The 20,530-nt window shown below is 35.1% G+C and carries 17 protein-coding genes; 6 read left to right on the forward strand and 11 right to left on the reverse strand.

Annotation, left to right across the window (positions count from 1 at the left end; all coding sequences use genetic code 11):
• Positions 1-13: 13 nt before the first annotated feature.
• Genes asnB through ACO1XM_RS07110 form a run of 3 tightly spaced genes read left to right on the forward strand, consistent with a single transcriptional unit; the run spans position 14 to position 3,034 of the window.
• Entirely contained in the window at positions 14-1,909 is a 1,896-nt protein-coding gene (asnB, locus tag ACO1XM_RS07100; protein ID WP_486227294.1) for an asparagine synthase (glutamine-hydrolyzing), read from the forward strand.
• A 26-nt stretch (positions 1,910-1,935) separates the two neighbouring features.
• The gene (locus tag ACO1XM_RS07105; protein ID WP_486227296.1) at positions 1,936-2,301 is read left to right on the forward strand and encodes a DUF4260 domain-containing protein; all 366 of its coding nucleotides are present in this window, start codon (positions 1,936-1,938) and stop codon (positions 2,299-2,301) included.
• Positions 2,288-3,034, forward strand: a complete 747-nt coding sequence (locus ACO1XM_RS07110; protein ID WP_486227298.1) for a hypothetical protein — start codon at positions 2,288-2,290, stop codon at positions 3,032-3,034. The genes ACO1XM_RS07105 and ACO1XM_RS07110 overlap by 14 nt, the downstream gene beginning before the upstream one ends.
• A gap of 82 nt (positions 3,035-3,116) precedes the next feature.
• On the opposite strand, the gene ACO1XM_RS07115 is transcribed toward ACO1XM_RS07110, so the two are convergent.
• The 8 genes from ACO1XM_RS07115 to ACO1XM_RS07150 form a co-directional block, all read right to left on the reverse strand.
• Complete coding sequence (locus ACO1XM_RS07115) at positions 3,117-4,127, reverse strand: DUF6976 family protein (protein WP_486227300.1); 1,011 nt, start codon at positions 4,125-4,127, stop codon at positions 3,117-3,119.
• A 1-nt stretch (position 4,128) separates the two neighbouring features.
• On the reverse strand, positions 4,129-4,371 hold the full coding sequence (locus ACO1XM_RS07120) for a hypothetical protein (protein ID WP_486227302.1): 243 nt from the start codon (positions 4,369-4,371) through the stop codon (positions 4,129-4,131).
• A gap of 28 nt (positions 4,372-4,399) precedes the next feature.
• The gene (locus ACO1XM_RS07125; protein ID WP_486227304.1) at positions 4,400-5,794 is read right to left on the reverse strand and encodes a sensor histidine kinase; all 1,395 of its coding nucleotides are present in this window, start codon (positions 5,792-5,794) and stop codon (positions 4,400-4,402) included.
• A gap of 73 nt (positions 5,795-5,867) precedes the next feature.
• A complete protein-coding gene (locus ACO1XM_RS07130; protein ID WP_486227306.1) occupies positions 5,868-6,281 on the reverse strand; it encodes a globin family protein in 414 nt (137 codons plus the stop codon).
• 7 nt (positions 6,282-6,288) lie between these two features.
• Positions 6,289-7,317 carry a GAF domain-containing protein gene (locus ACO1XM_RS07135; protein ID WP_486227308.1) on the reverse strand — a complete coding sequence of 343 codons (1,029 nt, stop codon included), beginning with the start codon at positions 7,315-7,317 and terminating at the stop codon, positions 6,289-6,291.
• Positions 7,318-7,498: 181 nt separating this feature from the next.
• Entirely contained in the window at positions 7,499-9,529 is a 2,031-nt protein-coding gene (locus tag ACO1XM_RS07140; protein WP_486227310.1) for a sensor histidine kinase, read from the reverse strand.
• Positions 9,504-10,391 (reverse strand): helix-turn-helix domain-containing protein, encoded by an 888-nt coding sequence (locus ACO1XM_RS07145; protein WP_486227312.1) that lies wholly within the window; start codon positions 10,389-10,391, stop codon positions 9,504-9,506. The genes ACO1XM_RS07140 and ACO1XM_RS07145 overlap by 26 nt, the downstream gene beginning before the upstream one ends.
• Positions 10,392-10,554: 163 nt before the next feature.
• Positions 10,555-12,021 (reverse strand): sensor histidine kinase, encoded by a 1,467-nt coding sequence (locus ACO1XM_RS07150; protein ID WP_486227314.1) that lies wholly within the window; start codon positions 12,019-12,021, stop codon positions 10,555-10,557.
• Between the two features lie 262 nt (positions 12,022-12,283).
• On the opposite strand from ACO1XM_RS07150, the gene ACO1XM_RS07155 reads away from it, so the two are divergent.
• Together ACO1XM_RS07155 and ACO1XM_RS07160 are read left to right on the forward strand one after the other, a co-directional pair.
• Positions 12,284-14,107, forward strand: a complete 1,824-nt coding sequence (locus ACO1XM_RS07155; protein WP_486227317.1) for a tetratricopeptide repeat protein — start codon at positions 12,284-12,286, stop codon at positions 14,105-14,107.
• A gap of 74 nt (positions 14,108-14,181) precedes the next feature.
• Positions 14,182-16,020: a tetratricopeptide repeat protein gene (locus ACO1XM_RS07160; protein ID WP_486227319.1), complete on the forward strand. Its 1,839-nt coding sequence runs from the start codon at positions 14,182-14,184 to the stop codon at positions 16,018-16,020.
• 9 nt (positions 16,021-16,029) lie between these two features.
• On the opposite strand, the gene ACO1XM_RS07165 is transcribed toward ACO1XM_RS07160, so the two are convergent.
• Positions 16,030-16,446 (reverse strand): hypothetical protein, encoded by a 417-nt coding sequence (locus tag ACO1XM_RS07165; protein WP_486227321.1) that lies wholly within the window; start codon positions 16,444-16,446, stop codon positions 16,030-16,032.
• Positions 16,447-16,452: 6 nt separating this feature from the next.
• Entirely contained in the window at positions 16,453-18,153 is a 1,701-nt protein-coding gene (locus tag ACO1XM_RS07170; RefSeq protein ID WP_486227323.1) for a hypothetical protein, read from the reverse strand.
• 263 nt (positions 18,154-18,416) lie between these two features.
• Here ACO1XM_RS07170 and ACO1XM_RS07175 point away from each other — a divergent pair, with 263 nt between their 5' ends.
• Positions 18,417-18,956, forward strand: a complete 540-nt coding sequence (locus tag ACO1XM_RS07175; RefSeq protein ID WP_486227324.1) for a DinB family protein — start codon at positions 18,417-18,419, stop codon at positions 18,954-18,956.
• Positions 18,957-19,366: 410 nt separating this feature from the next.
• On the opposite strand, the gene ACO1XM_RS07180 is transcribed toward ACO1XM_RS07175, so the two are convergent.
• Positions 19,367-20,239 carry a thioredoxin family protein gene (locus tag ACO1XM_RS07180; RefSeq protein ID WP_486227326.1) on the reverse strand — a complete coding sequence of 291 codons (873 nt, stop codon included), beginning with the start codon at positions 20,237-20,239 and terminating at the stop codon, positions 19,367-19,369.
• Between the last annotated feature and the right edge of the window lie 291 nt (positions 20,240-20,530).

Genomic DNA, 20,530 nt, shown 5'->3' on the forward strand with positions numbered 1-20,530 from the left:
CCCAAAACAAATTATGTGTGGTATTACGGGCATCTTTGCTTTCAACCTGATTGGTAAAATCAACAAGATACACGTAACCAATGCCACCATGGCGCTTGAAAAACGAGGCCCGGATTTTCAGGACATCTATTTAGATGAATGGGTCGGATTAGGACATAGAAGATTATCCATTATCGATACCAGTAGTATTGCCAATCAGCCTATGTGGGATGATACACGAAGGTATTGTATCGTTTTTAACGGAGAGATTTTCAATTTTCAGGAGCTAAGACAAACGCTGCAGGCAAAAGGCATCTCTTTTCATTCTCAGTCTGATACTGAAGTGCTCTTGCAATTGTATATACAAGAAAAAGAAAATTGTTTAAATAAACTGAATGGCTTTTTTGCCTTTTGTATCTACGATAAACAAGAACAAAGTTTTTTTATTGCCCGCGATCGTTTCGGTATTAAGCCGCTTTTATATGTACATGATGAAGATAAATTCCTGTTTGCTTCTGAAATGAAAGCTGTACTGCAGTATGGCATTGACAAAGAACTTGATTACGAATCGCTTGAAACTTACCTTCAACTCAACTACATACCTGCACCAGATAGTATTTTCAAGTCTGTAAAAAAACTTTTACCTGGTCACTACCTTACGCTAAAAAAACGTGAAATCAATATCCATACATACTATACCATAAGCGATAGCGAGGATAAAACGATTTCTTTTAATCAGGCCAAGCAAAAACTGAAAGATTTACTTGAAAAATCGGTGCAACGTAGGCTGATTGCCGATGTGCCCCTGGGTTCCTTTTTAAGCGGAGGTATTGATTCTTCAGTGATTACAGGTATTGCCAGCCGACATAAAAAAAACTTACACACTTTTTCGATAGGTTTTAAAGATGAAAAGTTTTTTGACGAAACAGCCTATGCCAGTTTAGTCGCCAAACATTTCAACACTGAGCACACAGTTTTCTCATTAACCAATAATGATTTATACAAACACGTAAATAACATTCTTGATTATATAGATGAACCCTTTGCCGATTCTTCGGCCATTAATGTTTATATACTCAGTCAGGAGACAAGGAAGCATGCAACGGTAGCCCTATCGGGCGATGGAGCAGATGAATTACTAGCAGGGTACAATAAGCACGCAGCCTTCTATCGAATGATTCATCGTGGGTGGAAAGAAAATGCGTTGAATACGCTTTCTCCATTTTGGAAGATGTTACCTAAATCAAGAAACAATGTCGTAACCAACAGAATCAGGCAGTTTCAACGTTTTGCTGACGGAATGAAATTATCACCGCAGGAGCGCTATTGGCGATGGGCTGGTTTCGCATCAGAGTCTGAGGTGGAATCTTTATTATCAGACCAATCCAAAGCTTACTTATCGAAAGAAAAATACCAAAACAGAAAACAAACGCTTTTATCTCAACTGTCCGATAAAGGCAGTATGCGTGAAATCCTCTTTACGGATACTTCTTTGGTTTTACCTAACGACATGCTTACCAAAGTAGACCTAATGAGTATGGCAAATGCATTGGAGGTAAGAGTCCCCTTTCTTGATTATGAAGTAGTCAATTTTATATTCAGCCTGCCTGATGATTTTAAGATTAACCAATCCATCCGTAAACGAATATTGCAGGAAGCATACCGTGATGTATTGCCAGTGGCGCTATATAAACGTCCTAAAAAAGGATTTGAAGTTCCGCTGTTGAAATGGTTCAGACATGAGATGCGCGCATTAATTGAAAATGATCTGCTGTCAAAAAACAACATTGAAACACAAGGGATCTTTTATTATCCTGCCATTGAAAAGTTGAAGAAACAACTCTTCTCCAACAACCCCGGGGACGTCCATGCACGCATTTGGGCCTTGATTGTTTTCCAATGGTGGTATAAAAAAACAATGTCAAACTAAACTATGCACCCATTCGCTTAAGAAATATGAGAAATTTGTTAAGAGTCGAAGAATTATTTCAGTTAATTTTATGTGCCTACCTCAGTCATCAATTGCCCTACGCAGGGTGGCTGTATTGGGCTTTATTTCTAGCACCCGATATTGGCATGCTTGGGTACTTAATTAACACAAAGTTAGGCGCTATTTTGTATAATCTTTTTCATCATAAAGGAGTGGCCCTTGCATTTTATCTCGCGGGTCTTGTGCTTGCAAATCATGCTTTACAATTTACAGGCTTACTACTTTTTGGCCATAGTGCATTCGACAGAATTTTTGGTTATGGCCTAAAATATGATGACAGTTTTAAACATACACACCTGGGTTGGCTAAACGGTAATAATGACAAAAAATAAATTCACTCACCTGAATCGTAACGTTCACCGTTATCTGGGGCTTATTATCGGAGTACAGTTTTTATGCTGGACAATCGGTGGCATGTATTTCGCATTCAGCGATATGGACGAAATCCATGGAGATCATCAGCGAAAGCATGTGATGCTACATAACTACGACTCCCTACTCTCTCCATCAATAGTCTTGGCGAAAGTAAAAGAAATCTATAGTATTGATTCCCTGGAAAGTCTTAAGCTCATCTCCATTCTGGATAAACCTGTCTACCAGATAATTTATCACCATCAGCACATGGGGCACATGCAAATGACGCAACTAGCGGATGCCATAACAGGGGAACTATTACCACCCTTAACAAAAGAGCAGGGCATTGCGCTGGCTAAAGAACATTTTAATACACCGGCAGAAGTAAAATCAGTTGAGTTTTTAGAAACCCTAAATGGTCATCACGAATATCGCGAAAAGCCTCTGCCTGCATGGGCCATCACTTTTGATCATCCCAGCAACACAACCGTTTATGTAGCTGCCCATTTGGGTACCGTGCAAAGTTTTAGAAATAGCAAATGGCGTATATTTGATTTCTTGTGGATGCTGCACACCATGGATTACGAGGGCCGGGATAATTTTGGCAACATACTATTGCGTATTTTCTCTTTGTTCGGACTGGCCACTATTACCTCTGGATTTATCCTGTTCTTTACAACAAGAACAAAGCGCCTCAAAAAAAATAAGTAAAATAACAAAGCGACATGTCCTTAATCCAGGCCAATAAAATACGATTTTACTTCACTGAAGTAGAAATAAATCGACTATGGTTCTATTCATCTATTGTTAAATAAGAAAAAGTTTGATTTAATAGGTAATATGCAATCTCACCAAACGCAGCAGGCCCTGAAAACCCTATACTCTTCTTACTTAATTCACCATACACATAATTAAGAATACTGTTGCAGTTATAAATGATAGATACTTCTCTCTCAAGAACATCATTAATTTTTTTTTGAAAAGCTTCATGATAGGTTTCAATGCTTTTTGAAAAAAAATATCGTTTATCCTTAAATAGCGGTGCGTAAAAACTGACTTCCTTGGTCTCATTCAGTAAAAACTGAAAACTAACGTTTACACTTGCTCCTGCATAGTCACTAATAATGGGGAGTTTAGTATCAATCTGATTGGTTTGAATAAATTGATATAGGTTAACCAACTCGCCATTGATGAGACAATCCTTAACTTTAAAGGTATCCTCAAATACTTCAATGCAAAATTCGTCTGATGCTTCAAAAACGTTGACGATTTCAACTCTGGCAACTTTGGGTAGAAGTAATGAACAATGTAAGACTACGGCACTGTCAATCGAAGCTTCTAGGGTATCACCATTAAATGTTTTGGACAATCGACCATGTTTAAATTCTTCCAGGTCAGTTCCCGCCACCAACCCCATTAACGGATTTTTATATAAGTCCGGATAATTTTTGACGTTTAACGCAAAAGAAAAGTGAATTGGTCGAAGTGCTGGTAAAATAAGGAAGCTAAATCCATTTTCGAAGCCAGTAGAGGTAATCGTAGCCAATAATGCTTCATCCAAAGTTAATATCCTGAAGTCATTAATTGATTCTGTAAGGTCCGTAACAAAAAGTTTACGCTTATCCATTCTGCCGCCTTCCTTTCTTAGATAAAAATATGGTATAGTACCGCCAATCCAATTACCTCGGGGTAATTTTTCCAACAATTTCTCTTCACCTGAAATTACCAAAACTCTACCTCCCTGAATCAATTCAATGGTAGTTCTGACATCTAATAGTTTATTCTCTTGAATCCTTGCGCTCATTTTACCATTTTTTAAAAATAACTTCAAAGTCATTTTGAACTGCACAAGCATACTTTGAACATAGATCATACAATTCATCAATAGCCTGTCTTTTGCTTATTCTACTTGTAGCAATTTTTTGACAGAGTTGTGCGTTGCTGATTTGAATAACAAAATTTCTGAATTTGTAGCCTGACTTTAGTGTAACAAGCAATTCCCATTCCTTACGTTCTTTCGGAGGGATATTTATCTTTGTTAGATTCATAAACAATTAATTCAAATACTTATATTTATCAACCGGCTTCTTTCATTAAAGAGCCGAGAGTGACTGCGTTGCTAATTGTTGAGGATGTCTTTAATGAAAAACTGAATTCACTGCCTTGACCTGGCTCTGAAACAACCCATATTCTTCCACTATTCATTTCAACAAACTCTTTACAAAGCATAAGCCCTAAACCAGTACCTTCTTCCCTGGCAGTACCAACCTTACTCTTGTTATCCTGCTTGCTAAATAATATTTTTGCCTCTTCTTCACTCATCCCGACTCCCTTATCTATTACAGAAACAACAATTTCATTGTTGCCGGTAAGTTGAGATTTGACAATGATACATCCCTCTTCAAATGAAAATTTAATGGCATTCATAATGAGATTCCTTAAAACCAATCGTGTCATATCTAAGTCAGATTTCACAAAATGTTCGGGATCTGTCTGATTCAAAATTTGAACTCTCTTTTTTTCCGCTACCGAATCCAGAAGTGATATGCAATCATTAACTATTTCTTTCATGTTAATGGAGATTGGTCTAGCATTAAAACCCTCCATTTGACTTCTAGTCCAATACAGTAGATTCTCCATTAAATTATAAGTAACATCAACCTTTACTTTTATTCCCCTGGTTAAAAATCTGAACTCATCAGGACTGATATTAGCAGATTTGTTGATTAACTCAAGTACTCCCTTGAGTGATTGTAGTGGCGCTCGCAAGTCATGTGAAATAATAATAAACAATCTGTCTTTAAGTGAATTAAGTCTGGTTAAATCAGTATTCTTCTTAACTATTTCGGTTGATTGTTTTTCTATCTGATGATTCTTGTTCCACAATTCTGTGTTGAGACTACTCAGCTGTTGCTGAACCTTAAAGTCACTTAAAACAATCTTACAGCGGTAGTAAATGTAAAATTGGGACATCAGTCCTATAGTAAATAAAAGGAAAGAGCCATTCGCCAAAACCTCCATCCACGATAAAGAGGAAAATAGTGTAATGGATATGGCGAAAAAGGAAACATTAAAAACCAGTAATAGTACCGAGTTTATTGGCCTCCAAAATAGAAATAGTGCACTCGCGATATAACCCGTTGAAGAGTTGATTGCATAAATTGAAAACGTGTGCACATCTTCCACCTGACTTAGCATCCACATGAGTGAATTGATTACCAATTGTGTAGGAATGTGTGCCAGTATTTCCGGCTTCAGCTTAGCATAATTGTCATACAACAGTAAAATAATCAAAAGCAGTACAATAGAAAACCTTACTATTAAAAATTCTCTCCAATTAGCCACCTGTAGAAAATCAAGTAATCCAAATGATGGATAGATAAAAATCGCGCACCAGATCATAATTCTGTGCGAGCGCCTTGCCTTATCTAACAAGTGTTTACCTAACAATTCGTCACTAATTTGGATCATGTGTTAATCTTGGTGGGGATAATACTAAATCAATGAGACTAAGCTGTCCTACTTAGTCTCATAAAATTTACTATTAAGCTTTTACTGCTGGTGCTTTGGTCATGACCTCCGCTAAAGTCATATATAACGTAGTCCATGCTTGTTTAACTTCATCAGTCCATTTTTTTCCTAACCCTTGTTCCAGCGTCCATAGCAATGCCGCTGCAACATTTGAATAATATTCGTCTTTTACACCATAATGCTTATGTCTGGTGCCCAACGCACGGACATCATCAATAATTTCATCGATATTTCTTAGCTTACTCACTGCAAATGTGATTAATGAAATCAACTTCCTTTCTTGATCTCGCATATCCCCTTTAAATAATGGCTTCAATTCCGGACTTTCCTTAAAAAGTCGGTTGTAAAAAAGCTGGCCCGCTTCCTCTGTGTTGGTGATCACATAATCCCATGATTCTTCGATAAGTTCAATTTGCTTCGGTGTCATAATTAATTTAGTTAGTTGTTAGTTGTTGTAGATTTAGTCTTGTTTTTAATCTGTTAATAATTAGCTCATAAGATTTTTTCTGAGTTTCAAGTTTTGATTCCAACAAATTCTTCTCTTCTTCCCGGATTCTTGCGATTTCACTGCCTTTTTCTTTATTAAGCGCTTCTTCCATTTCGAAAAGCCGAATTTTCAATTCATCTTCACTTCGTGCCAATTGTTCTTGTAAGGCAGTCATTTCCTCAAGGTTTTGCCTCATCTGTTCCTCTTTTGATTGCAAGCTTTTAGTTTGTTGCTGGGTCATTGCTAACACTTCGTCAAGTTTTTTCTTCTCATTTCCTGCCCGTATTAGTGATGCAAGATTTTCAGCTATCTTTTTAATGAAATCGATATGCTTCTGTTTCATTTCCATAAATGATGCCAGTTCAATTACTCCTACAACTACATCATTAATTATTAATGGTGCGATGAAAACATTTCTTGGTGTTGCCTCTCCTAAACCAGAAGTAATTTGAACATAATCTGATGGTATTTTTCTTAAATAGATAAAGTCCTTATCCATGATTGCTTGTCCGGCCAACCCCTCTCCTAACAACTGCTTCCTGTTTAAATACTTTTTCCGATCATATGCATAACAGGCAATCATTTCAATGTAGGGGTCTTGCAATTCATCTTTTAAAATGAAAACGGCACCCTGATTTGCTCCAACATACTTGATTAACTCAGCAAGGCATCTGTCAATTAAAGTTTCGAAGGAGTTATTCTCTTTGTTTCTGATCAATTCCAAAAAAAAAGATAACCCAGTATTAAACCAAGCTCTCTCTTGCTCTTCTTCCTTAACACGATTCAGATAATCAATCATGAGCTGTAAAGAATTAGCAAGTTTTGATTGCCTTGTCTTATCAGACATGCTAATATTCATATTTCCATGCTCTATCTGGTAAATAGCCTCTGTCACCTCTTCAATTAATTTTTCCTGCTCGGATAAACTCGTAGTGATTCTATCCCAATCTTTTTTGTTAACCAACTTCCAAGACATGTTGCGGGGCTTTATAAACAGTTGCATAAAATTACAACTTGATTATATGAGCGTATATGGATAAAAGTCCATATAACATTAATAATAGATCAGGGTGTGTCTTTTTTTGCCTTTTAGAAAATATGGCAAAAGGAAATGCAATGAAAACGCTTCTTTTCAATTAGCGTCATGAATAATAATACTAAGCATCCATAGTATTATTCTCAAAGGAAATCAGAAATTCTGTTCCTTCGTTAAGTTTACTCGAACAAATAAGTTTGCCCCCCGCCTTTGTCAGGTATTCCTTTGATAGAGACAAGCCAATACCATTCCCTTGCTCACCTTCCGTACCTGGTTGACTGATTACTTTTTGGGAATTAGTCAAAAATTTCATAAACTCATCATCCATACCTACTCCATAATCCCTCACCCCGATGGTCACATTCTTCTCTGAATTCTTGACATAAATATTTACATGCCCACCTGTATGTGAGAATTTAATAGCATTTGCCAAAATATTACGAAGAACCATATTGAGAACATGCTTATCCCAGCAAATAGTTTGTGAGTTGACCGAGTAATTAAACTGAATTGCTTTCTTCTCTGATGCTGACTTAAAAAGCTGAACATTATTTTCAATCAGTGTTTTTAAATCAAAAAAATCTTTGTTAACAGACGAGCCACTGAGCTGAATTTTAGACCAGTGAAGAATATTATCAATTAATGAGGATGTTTTGTTTAACTCGTCTTCTATGTTAGTGGTTAATTCTTTAAACTCTTTCGCTTCCAAAAAACCTTTATTAAAAAGCATTAAAACGCCCTTCAAAGAATTAATGGGTGCCTTTACATCATGAGAAATGATTGATAAGAGTTTATCCTTTACAAGACTGGTTTCAATCAATTCCTTTGATCGCTCATTTACTTTCTGTTCAAGTTCTATATTAACAGAGCTTAAGACTTTAAATGATTTTGCATAATGCTGAGCAAGCAAATAAACCTGAAACCCCAGAAAAATAAGGAGTCCAATTTCCACGGAGTAAAAAAAGTCAAATCCTGAACCTATACTAATTTTCTTAATTGTATTGTTGAAAAAAATCTCAAGCAAAAAGAAAGGTGTTGAAGCAAATAATCCATAAAAAATTATCACAGCTTCATTATTGCCTGCTTTTCTTGCTCTTATAACAGTAAAAAAAGAATAAACAATACCGGCTAAAATAACCAAATGCGCTACGTCCAGTAGTCTTCCATATACGTACTGGGGAGTTAATATCACAACAAGTAGCAAAGCGAGCGAACAAATAATGATAATCAGTGCAGGAAGTTTTTTAGCTACTTTTTCATACAAATGATAAACGTATAATGCACCTAGCGCACCCAGAATATAAACACCACCAAATTCAATTTTTTTCCAAAGTTCAGTAGGAATGCTCGGAAAGAGATCTGGCAAAAGAAAAGAACCTCCATGAACGATCATACTTCGTAAGGAGATTATCAGGCAAATCAGTGACAACCAAAGGTAGGGTTTACCTTTAGGGTACAACACAAATAATATAAATTGGTAAGTAAAAATTGCAAATAGAATTCCTGCAAAAAAATTGAGTATCCCCTTACTTTGATTTTGCTTCCCCAAGAGTGCCACAGTATTACCTATTGTTGGGACTTTCACTATGCCTCCGCTAAAATATGAGAAGTTTGCTACCTGAATTGTAATATCAATATGAGTCGTATCGGGCAAATGAATAATACTATTTTGTAACCTTGATTCATAATAATCAGCACTTGCAGCAATTTCACCCACTGCTCCACACAGCTTACCATTTATCCAAATTTTATAGGCTGAATTAACTACCGGTAAACTGATAGCTAATGGCTGTAAGGCATCACTCAGTACCAAGCTTAACTGGTAAGTAGCATAACCGGTGACAGGATGCATCTTATTTTTGGACCATGATCCGGGCACGGTAATAGTAATGTCTGTGGGTGATGGCTTATAAGAGGGTTTTTTAAATTCACCCCAATAGAACTTCCAATTACCTCTTAATTCTACAACATCTTTTGTAAAATCAATGTTTCTTAAGTCAGCCTTACCATCTGTTACCTGGCCAAAAAGCGCCTGCGTATAGAGCAACCCAATAAAGAAAAATACGATGAAGATTCTTTTTAGCTTTTGACTAAAGAAATCTTCATCATGAGTTATTTGTGGTTTGTCAACTAGCAATACTATATTGATCAATGGCTTGTCTTTTCTGAAGGAAGCTTTCTTTCAATGCTTTTGGTGTAATACCAAATTTAGTCTTAAAAGATTGGATAAAATGAGATATATTTTCAAAACCTACTTCGTAACCAACCTCAGATATTGACCGATCACTGAATTCCAGTAAGGCTTTGGCTTCATTAAGCCGTTTTTCCTGAATCCATCTTTTAGGAGAGCACTTGTAAGCTTCATCAAATTTTCGCTTAAAAGTAGAGACGCTAAAGCCGGCAAGGCTTGCCAATTGTTCAACAGAAAGATTTTCTTTATAATATTTATTAATAACCGAGTCCAGAAATGACCTTTTGGGAATAAGATAGGGGGAGACAAAACGATCAAAATTGGTTTTTGCCTTCAGATTAAGCAGCCACAATAATTCAAGCAATTTAGATTCAAAAAGAATCTCACTTGACTCAAGTGTTGGTAGTTTTGAATAAAGATCCAGACTGGAGAGCAGAATATTGGATTCTCGGCAGGATGGCATAGTAAAACTATTGAGTGGCTCATAAAACTGCCTGTTACCTAACGGAGAATACTTAATAGTGGAAAGCATTCTTTGAAGGCACTGGACATTAATTCTTATTAAAAGACAGCTTTGGTTATGTCCGACTCCGGTTATCCTTGGCACGCTCATGTGACTAAACACAAGACTGGATTCGGGAATCAGACTTGAGATTTGATCTTCGTCTTCCCCTCTTTGCTTAATTCCAAAGACAACCAGGATACCGATTTCGGTAGCTGCTAAATCAATGAGGAAGTGTCTTGAGAATGAAAAACGCTCGAAAGTGAAACAATTTGATAGGCTCTTATGGCCACCTTTTGTCAATTTTAGTTTAGCATCCATAGGGTTTCTTTTTTTCTCAAAGGATGCTCTTTGAAGCTCAAAAGTAAAGAAAACTGAGACTACAAAGCGGCTACTGAACTTTTTAAGCAGTATGCAAAAGGTTTACAAATGAAATTTTGTCATAATTTCTAATGTCAATTTAATGTTTTGTCATTTTGACATATCAAGAAATACAATTTGGTATTGATATTCTAACTCTCGTTCCATTTTCCGGACTAGATTCAATATATATGTGTCCACCCAACCTATCCACCATACTTTTAGTAACGAATAACCCAAGTCCAGAGCTCGTGCCATCAGTATTTAGCTTAAAAAACACATCAAATACATTATTGAGATAGTTTTGATCTATACCCTTACCATTATCTTCTATCACAACCAAAAAGTTCAGTTCATTTACTAAATAGTTAATCTTAAGAAATGGGTTAGGCGCATTTGCATGATGATATTTAAATGCGTTTATGATCACATTAGCAAGCACAACTTTTAATCTAGCCATATCTGTATAAACCAAATCATTTTCCAGTTCATTATGAATCACCTCAATCCGGGGATATTCATCTTTAAGAGGTTCCAGAATGCGGCCAATCAATGTGTTCAGGCTTATCTCCTGCACTTTAATAGCATATACATTATTATACGCAACATCGCTCAAATCCTTTAAAACTTGATCTAAATGAGAGACTCTGTTTTCTATCAATTTTGCATACTCCAATAATTCATGGATAGTCCCTGTCTTATCTGATTTAATTAGATTTGTTAAACCCAGAATAGTAGTAAGCGGAGCGCGAATATCGTGAGATGCCCGATATAAAAAATTATCAAGCTCAGCTTTTAACTTTTGCAATTCAATTACTTGCCGCCAATTTTCTGAAATATCCTTAATGACCCCCTCTATATAACCATCCTCACTGAAAAGTACACATGTAATCGAGGCAAATACATTTAAATGGTCGTGCTTTACTTTAAATGTGAAGTTATCAACTTGACCGCTATTCTTCAATTTTCCAATGAACTCATTAAAAATTGTTTCATCCGCAAAAATACCTCTCAAGCCATTACTTTCTCCATTTTGCCCAAGTATTTCTAATGCTTTAGAATTTAGCTTTAGAAAACTTAAATCAGCGCAAGTGGCTTTGAACACACCTACATATGGATTGTTAAACAAATTGGAATATTCATCTTGAATAATGCGTGTTCTAAGTTTATATAGCGCATTATGAGTAGCATCAGAAAGTGTAATTCTAAATCCACTCAACTCATCATCGACATTGTAAATTGCTGTAAACTTGGTTTTAGCAAGAAACTTATCGCCATGTTTTTTAATTTTAAAATCGGTAGTGACATATTCCTTATTTTTTGAGGCCTTTAACAAATCTTCCTCCACTTTAAACAGTTCTGCATCTTGTTTTTGATAAATCATGGCTATTGATCTACCAATCACCTCCCACTCTTCGTAACCCGTTATGGTTACTGCTTCAAGGTTGCTACTAACTATCTTTCCACAAGGATCCACCAGAAATTCTTCGTGGCCATTGAGAATACTAATAAGTGATTTTAATCTCTCCTTATTGTTAAGTTCCATATTGAAACTATCACTATTTGGATCGTCAAAAATTGGTGCTAGCATATAGAGTATTCGGCTAAAATTTATCAACACAATGTTTATAGGCACCCAGCATAAATAGCTGATAAAATCAAGTGCTGTTTGCCGTTAGTTTAAAGTAATCAGCAATAAAGTAACCTCAAATAATTGAAAAAAAATTAGAAATGGGCTTTTGGGAACATGAATAGAACAGTTTAAAACATTGAAAAAATGTTATTTGAATTGCTACTATAGAAAATGTGTGATTCGATAATGTTCAGTTTACTATTCACCATTAAAAATGCTCATGAAGAAGCTAATAGGCACATTATTACTGCTGCAGTTAAGTGTAATCTTATTTGCACAGTCATCGTTATCTATCAAGAGAATTGATGAATTAATCAAAGTTGGCTATGCTATTAAGACAAAAAACATAGATAGTGTATTGCTTTTAGCAAATTTAACCTTGCATCAAAGTCAACTACTACAGTATAAACTAGGAATAACTAAAGCCAAGACACTGGCTTCCTTTTATTATTTAGATAAATACAAGTACGATACTGCCAAATTTTTACTCAACGAATCGTTGCAATTCTTTACACAATTTTCCAAGTATCAAAATTCATTAGATCATGGCATGGTCTTTCTACACCTTGGTTACATTGCTGTAAAAGAATATGAATTTGAACTTGCTACACGCTATGCCAACAATGCATTGAATATATTCAAAATGCAAGAACAGATAGAATACGTTCCTCCGGCATTGATTCTGCTAGGCGGTATTGAATCAAGCCTGGGAAATTATGCGAAAGGACTAGCTTACTATTCAAATGCGTTACGCCTCAAAATTGATCATGCATATCCTGAGGAGAAATGTATTTCTGATTTCAGTAACATCGGAGCCATCTACATGAAAATCGGGCAACATGGAAAAGCTATTCAATACTTACGCAAAGCCCTGAAATTATCTACACAATATAATCATATAGAACGACAGCTTATTAACTTAATTAACCTGGGAAGCTCTTATTCATTTCTGAAAAATTATGATAGTTCATTATACTTCTATGGAGAGTGCATACGTATCTCTAATTTGCACGATAAAGTTGATAAAAAGCAAATCGCTTTATACAATATGGCTAATCTTTATTCCAAGCAAGACCAATATAAAAAATCGAATGAAGTAATAAAAGAAATACTAGTTGCTAAGCCTGGAATCGATGTTCATAGAAATGCACAAATTCTTCTGGCTAAGAATCTCTTTTATTTGGGTAAAATAGACAGTTCTCTTATTATAGCACGTAAACTCTATAAGACCTTTTACAAGTATTCCCGTAATAAGGAATCTACCGCTGAGCTCACCAATGTTCTCGCGATGGCCTATCAAAAGAAGAAAAAGTATGATTCCGCCTTGTTCTATTTAAATTTATCCCATTTAATAAACGATTCAATTTATAATCAGCAAAATCAATCAACGCTAAGTATACTATATGCAGAGTTAGAAAATCTTGAAAAAGAAAAAGAAATTGAAATTCTACAAAAAGAAAGACTAGTCCAAAAAGAAAACCAAGCTGGGATACTCATAATCCTGATTTCATCCACACTGATTATTGTTTTAATCTCTGTAAGCATCATTCTAGTATTTAGAAATAAAGAAAAAAATGAAAAGATAAAAAGTACAGAATTAAAAAGGCTATTAGAAAAGAAGAAGCGGGATCTTCATCAACAAACTCTTAAAATTATTTACATGAATAATGGTTTGATTGAAATTGAGAATAACCTAAGAAGGCTTCAAATACAAATTGAAAACAATCGGTCAAAAGACATTGAGATCATACTGGAAACCATACGAAATAGTCAAAACCTGGAGACTGAGTGGGAAAATTTTATGGCCTACTTTGATCAGGTTTATGATCAATTTACCCAAAAGGTAGACAATCGATTCCCAAATTTATCAACTTCAGAAAAACGACTTATTTTGCTGATAAAAATGGAGTTGAAAAACAGAGAGATTGCTTCCATACTAAACATCGATGCTGCTAGCGTTAAAATGGCTAAATACAGATTAAAGAAAAAACTGCAGTTACCTGAGGAAATTGATGTGCAGCTGTATCTGTACAATTTTAATTAAACACTTAACAAAGGATTACTATTTAGTTGAAAAAAAAATCTGATTTGTTATATTTGATCAAGACCAGCTTTACCATGACTTTAGCAAAAAAAAGCCCAATTTGGCTATTGTCCTCCCTACTTCTACTCTCATTAGTAACCAATGGTCAATCGCCATCCAAAGTGGACATAGACAAATGGTATGAACTTGCAATTCAGCTTACAAATAAAAATATTGACAGCTCATTTCTATTAGCCAATAAAATCGATGAAGCTTCACATAGAATCAACTTTGAAGAGGGCCAAATTAAAGCCAAAATAGTTTCCGGATATTACTATTGGGAAAAATTCAAGCTTGATACTGCTAAATACCTATTAAGTGAGAGTCTCCAATATTTCGAAGAAAATGCTACTCAAAAAGGCACACTAGACCATGGCCGCGTTTGGTTCTATCTGGGACTCATTTCAATGAGATTACAAGACCTGCAAAACGCTAAACTATGTGGTAGCAATGCACTTACTATCTTCAGAGAAATTAATAATAGTAAGTATGTAGGTAACGCACTTAATTTTCTTGGCGTTGTGCAGATGAGTCTTACAAACTATTCCTCATCACTAGATTATTATACTCAGGCCTATAAAATAAAATTAGATGGAGGAGAACCAATAGAGAGTTGTTTATCTGAGATATCAAACATATCCACAGTTTATTCCAATATGGGGTTATATGACGATGCCCTTAAATATGCGAGGCAGGCGTATACAATTGCCACTAAAATAAATGATGCTAATATTATTTTAAGTTCACTAAATAAAATTGGTGCAATAATTTCAAACAAGGGTAATGTAGACAGTGCTCTTTTTTATTTTAATAAAGCAAAACAAAAATCGCTTGAGGTTGGAAATACGAGTATGGCTTATGTTTCTGATTTCAATATCGCCAATACCTATTCAAATAATAATAGATACAAACAAGCAAATAATATTATTCGTCATTTACTATCAGATACACATAGCCAAAGGGGTGGTATGTATGATGGAACAAGGGCGCTCTTGAGCAAAAACTATTTTCGCTCAGGAAATTATGATAGTGCTATACTTATTGGCCGGCCGTTATATCATGAAATTGCGAAAAGAGGTACTAAACAAATGGCCATTAATGTCACAGAAATACTTTGGAAATCATTTCAGAAAAAAGGCAAATATGATTCCGCATTTAAATATCTTGATAAACACTTTACTTTAAAAGATTCCGTCTACAATATAGAAAACCAAAGAAAACTCAGCTCTTTGTATGCCGAAATGGAAAGCATGGAGAAACAGAATGAAATTAAAATTCTTGAAAAAGAAAAACAATTACAAGCAATTGAAAGCAGGAATTTAATAATCATTATAATATCAGGGGCAGCTGTCACTATACTCATCACAATTAGTATTATTCTTGCATACAGAAATCGTGAAAAAAGGCAGAAAATAAAAAACTTACAACTCCAAGATGATATAGAGAAAAAGAAAAACGATTTACATCAGCAGGCGCTTCGTATTATATATATTAATAATGGACTAGCAGAAATTGAAAGTTCTCTTAAAAAATTAAAATTAAATGTAGTTGATAATAAAACCCATGACATTCAACAACTTTTAAACACCATTCATGTGAATAAATCCCTAGAAAAAGAGTGGGAGAATTTTAATGAATACTTTGGAAGTGTTCATGGCGCATTTTTTGAAAAAATAAATATAAGATTCCCTGACTTATCAACTTCTGAAAAAAGATTGGCTTCATTAATTAAAATGAACCTGACTAATCGGGAAATAGCCTCTATCCTTAATATAGAGAATGCAAGTGTGAAAATGGCTAAATACAGATTAAAGAAAAAGCTAAACCTCGAAGAAGAAGTTGACATTCTGTCCTTTCTACAGACCTTAAATTAAACTAGAAAATTATTTTTTAGAATTTAACCAATCGGTCGCCTCTTTCACAGAAGAAAATAAATGAATCTCAATACCATTCAACTCCTCCATGGCAGTTTGGACAGACAAAATGGCAAATATATTATATGGAAGTACAAGTGCTTCATAAAGTAATCCTGCGGATTTTGCTTCAGGTATAATATATTTTAGAATATAATCCTTCATAAAACTGAAATCACCCTCAATCCTGGTAAGGTCAGCAAGCCATCGTCTTGATTTGTTTCTTTTAATATTACTAAGTACGTGATCAAGGCCTGAAACAAAATTTTCCCTACTTTCAAAATCGCCAACCCATTCGTCCACCGTTGCACAAAGTATTGAATCATAATAAACTGTTACATACTCCTTACCTCTTGAGTTCGTCAATGAAACTATATCACTCTTCATATTAAACTATTTAAATGTAATCCAGATAATAGCATTTCTAATAACTTGAGAAAAAGGATTATCTAAACTAAAACTAGCACGGCTTTCACCTGCCTGAAAGCTTGCCACTCTACCAATTTTATCATCGCCATTCTTATTAAACAATTTCACATATCCTTCTGTATGGGCTTGTGTGCCCGACAAATTATTTGAGTACAGTGGGGTTATTTCATTCACATGATTCCCAAATACAGCATCTGGCACAAAACGCTTATTAATATAAACTTCATCATATATATTAATGACAGGATAAAGTGATAGGCTTTTATTTGCAACGTTTAATATCGGGTTGTCCGTTCCATCAAAAGAAACTTCCTGTACAAGTAGGGTTGGTAGGTGATACGTAGAAATAAAATGGCCATAGTTTGTGGAGTACATTTGATAATTGTCGCGTTGCGCAGACCAGTTTTGCTCTTCAGATGTCGCTCCAAAAAGTTGCGTTGTCAAAATGTGCTTATTTAAGCCAGTGGAAACATCATCTACATCGTTGTATAATGCATGATGCAACGCCAAAATACCACCGCCATTATCCACATAGCTAACTAAAGCATTTTGCAAAGCACTATTCACACCTGTAGACCAATGTTTAAAAAAGATAACAGCATCAAAACCTGCCAGGTAGTTCTCTATTGAACTCTGATTGCCGGGAGTATAAGGTAGAGAAGTGCTGGTTATATCAACATCACTCACTATTAAATTGTATCCATCTGTATGGTTGGATTGCATTAATTCTTTGATATGAGAGAAGTCAGCAGGCAGATTAATGCCGGTACCATAGTTGCAGGGAATATCGTTGGCACGATTGGAAGGAGAGCAATTAGATGCATCTATCGGACCACCATGCAAAAGAAGTATCTTTTTTTGCATTTGCAAATGTGAAAAGTGAGGATAAGTCTCTATAATATTAACAAACACCTTTGTTGCATAGGCTACTGTCTGTGGATACCAATCACGTGAGGTAACAATTTTAGAATCTCCAGCCCTTGAATTTGTAAGGGCAATATTTGGACTAGATACTACTACTTTGTCATCACTTCTCAATATTGCTCCTAGGGTAGCATAGGTTGACTCAGTTAAAGGATCTGGATATCCAGCAGCTTGCTGTCCAAGTAACAAAGGCGTTTCCGTTCCGTCAATCTTCCAGAAAACCGGGAGGCTGGCGCCATGGCATTGGGCTAGAATTGGCTTTCCCGACTTTAAAGCTTGATTTGCAAGTGTGTTAAGCTTTATGGCTGCCAATTCTATATCCTCGGATGCAATGCCAGCCTGCACTTCATAATCTCCATCTGTTCTAAGGTTAAGCACTCCAGTTCCACCAGGAATAACAATTCCAACATAGTCATCTAAATTGTTTATTGAGAATATTGATTTTAATCCCACAATTTTATCAGGCATGATATTATGACTTTGATTCCAGTCATTACCAAATAAATCTTTAAACTGTAACTTAAAATCATTGTACTTAGCATTTCCAGGAAAATTGTCCGCAGTTTCTTCAACTGTAGTACCAGCCGCTGGAACCATATAAAATGTTACATCCTGCGCCTTTACTGATACGATGTCAATATCATAACCTAACGCTGCGAGTGCTTCATGGGCAATGATAAATTCTGTGTAATAAACATTTTCTGGAGCCAGCACCATTAATATCCGCTTTTTGGCCGACAATGGTGTAGGGTCAGGGTTTTTAGAGCAGGCTTGCAAAAGGCCTAGCAAAACAAGAATACTGATTGACCTTATCAAATTTCCCATAGATATCAAATATTACATGAAACTAGCAAAGGGATTTTCTGATTAATGTTGTTAAAAGCTCAAATAATATAATTAATGAACTTAAAGATGATTTATTAGCTATATCATTTGATCTATTCGAAATATTCCATGAAGTAATAAAAGACTTATTTTATACTACAATTTTAAATAGAACATATATGGAAACGTTAACATTAACTTCGTCTTATACAGAACCCTTTAATCTGGAAGATAATGATCTAAGTGAGCTAAGGAAAATGTTCTCTTCATTATTTAAACAGAACAACGAGGCAAATGAAGATTATATCATACTCTTTGAAAAGTATGTTCATCTTCCGGTCAAATGTCTTGAAATTTTCGGGCACATCATTAACGTTCATGAGCTTTGGCTGAACAGAATTACTAATGTTCAGGATGGTGAAGTGAAGCCATGGAGAAACTTAAGTAAAATAGATTTTGCTTTACGAAATGAAGATAATTATTATGTAACGCTAGGGTTATTGGCTTCAGAAAGCTATGGCAAAAATTATAACTGGAATTTTACTTACATCAATCACGAAGGGAAAAAGGTTCAGACAAACTTAACAGAAGCATATTTCCATATAATTTCACACTCTGCATATCATCGAGGTCAGATAGCTTACATTCTTAAACAGAATGGAATCGCTTTACCCGAAACTCAATTTTCAATTCTTAAAAATAGCCAGAGTCCTTTTTGAACAAATTTAATCAGGGGCATTGTTATATATTGCAAATATAAATATTGCCTAATAGTAGGCTCAAGATAGTTGACTACAAGGTGGTTAAATAAGCAACTACCATGTATAAGAAATCTTTCTCTAAAAGGTGTGGTTATAAGGTCTCTGATAATCGAGGCAATATAAATAATGACATCTGGTACAAAAGTTAAAATAGGGGGCCTGCAAAAGAGATTTAGTAATCATTACAATTTTACGAGTCAGAAGAGTTTTTCTTGGTTACTAAGATAAACTCTTCTGACTTTATTTGTTCAGTGATTAACTTCAGAGACGATGCGTAATTTTCAACACATCTTTATCTAGGATAGGAATATAACACCATTTACAAAAGTGATCCAGAAAAAAAATATGACATGGCTAAATTGTAATGGTCAATTTGAAGCTACTTTAATGGCATAAAAGTTATTCAAAAGATATTGAAGCTCATTATCGTCCTTATTGTATCTGATTGCGTTTTCAATATTCTCTAGTGCTGCTTTATGCTGGCCATCTTTAGAAAGTGCTTTTGAAAGTATCAGATATGCCTCAGCGCTCTCGTAAAATATATAGCTATTCATTTTACTAACAGCAATAGCTTCTTTTAATTTCATTTGTGCGACTAAAACCTGGGCGCAAGAATTTAGCTCGCTTGGTGAAATCAATAATGGTTTTAATTGCTTAGCTAAGCCCCGTAATGAAACATTGGGGTTGACTAAAATTCCACGTTCTAACCACTGGTCAATCAGTTTATACGTTCTGAAATTAGGTTCATAATTATCACCATTTAAGATACTGTAGATATCCTCTTCTAAAGAAAAAACAGGATGCTCAGTAATTCGGCCAATTTCCACTCCGTTTTTTAAAATAATAAATGTAGCTACCCTGTAAATTCCTTTACCAAGTGTTTCAGCACCTGGAGATTGCTTATATGCCTCACCAGCATCTACAGCAACTAATCTTACTTTTGTTTCAGGAAAATCTATTGCATCTAATAGTTTAAAAAAACGAGGGACTTCACGTTTTGAATCTCCACACCACGTACCAAAAAATACTTCAAGTGTTATATCTTTTGAGACCTTTTTCTTTAAACTGTTAACAAGTCTAATATCAGGCTTATATTCCGAGTAGTTGGGTTCGAACCACTCCTTATACGGTACAGTCAACAAACTATCGCGATTACAAATCCCGGTTAAGTTTTTTCTCGCCTGTGCCAATACGGTACTTTGTAATATTACCAATGCTACTATTAAAATGAACTTATGCATATAGTTTAAATTTGTAAGCAATTTAATTTAGCGTATGCATACTTGCTTGGCATTAACAATTTTTTAACACCTTTCCGTTCTCTATGTATACCATTAAAATACTTAGATCACCTAAATTCGTTCAGAAAAAATCAATAGTTAAAAATCGTAATGACCTTGATGAAGCTGTAATGCTAAAGTCTGGTTATAGCTAGAAAGAACTTTTAACATTAAAAAGTTTCGAACTAATCTGATAAAATATCTTCAATGAAGGAATGGAACTAAAAAGTATAAATACATTTTTAAATTAGT

Source organism: Chryseotalea sp. (genome assembly GCF_057350905.1).

Bases quoted from the DNA above. Each gene is read 5' to 3' on its own strand.
- asnB (WP_486227294.1), top strand. From the start codon at position 14: ATGTGTGGTATTACGGGCATCTTTGCTTTCAACCTGATTGGTAAAATC.
- ACO1XM_RS07105 (WP_486227296.1), top strand. From the start codon at position 1,936: ATGAGAAATTTGTTAAGAGTCGAAGAATTATTTCAGTTAATTTTATGT.
- ACO1XM_RS07110 (WP_486227298.1), top strand. From the start codon at position 2,288: ATGACAAAAAATAAATTCACTCACCTGAATCGTAACGTTCACCGTTAT.
- ACO1XM_RS07115 (WP_486227300.1), bottom strand. From the start codon at position 4,127: ATGAGCGCAAGGATTCAAGAGAATAAACTATTAGATGTCAGAACTACC.
- ACO1XM_RS07120 (WP_486227302.1), bottom strand. From the start codon at position 4,371: ATGAATCTAACAAAGATAAATATCCCTCCGAAAGAACGTAAGGAATGG.
- ACO1XM_RS07125 (WP_486227304.1), bottom strand. From the start codon at position 5,794: ATGATCCAAATTAGTGACGAATTGTTAGGTAAACACTTGTTAGATAAG.
- ACO1XM_RS07130 (WP_486227306.1), bottom strand. From the start codon at position 6,281: ATGACACCGAAGCAAATTGAACTTATCGAAGAATCATGGGATTATGTG.
- ACO1XM_RS07135 (WP_486227308.1), bottom strand. From the start codon at position 7,317: ATGTCTTGGAAGTTGGTTAACAAAAAAGATTGGGATAGAATCACTACG.
- ACO1XM_RS07145 (WP_486227312.1), bottom strand. From the start codon at position 10,391: ATGGATGCTAAACTAAAATTGACAAAAGGTGGCCATAAGAGCCTATCA.
- ACO1XM_RS07150 (WP_486227314.1), bottom strand. From the start codon at position 12,021: ATGCTAGCACCAATTTTTGACGATCCAAATAGTGATAGTTTCAATATG.
- ACO1XM_RS07155 (WP_486227317.1), top strand. From the start codon at position 12,284: ATGAAGAAGCTAATAGGCACATTATTACTGCTGCAGTTAAGTGTAATC.
- ACO1XM_RS07160 (WP_486227319.1), top strand. From the start codon at position 14,182: ATGACTTTAGCAAAAAAAAGCCCAATTTGGCTATTGTCCTCCCTACTT.
- ACO1XM_RS07165 (WP_486227321.1), bottom strand. From the start codon at position 16,446: ATGAAGAGTGATATAGTTTCATTGACGAACTCAAGAGGTAAGGAGTAT.
- ACO1XM_RS07175 (WP_486227324.1), top strand. From the start codon at position 18,417: ATGGAAACGTTAACATTAACTTCGTCTTATACAGAACCCTTTAATCTG.
- ACO1XM_RS07180 (WP_486227326.1), bottom strand. From the start codon at position 20,239: ATGCATAAGTTCATTTTAATAGTAGCATTGGTAATATTACAAAGTACC.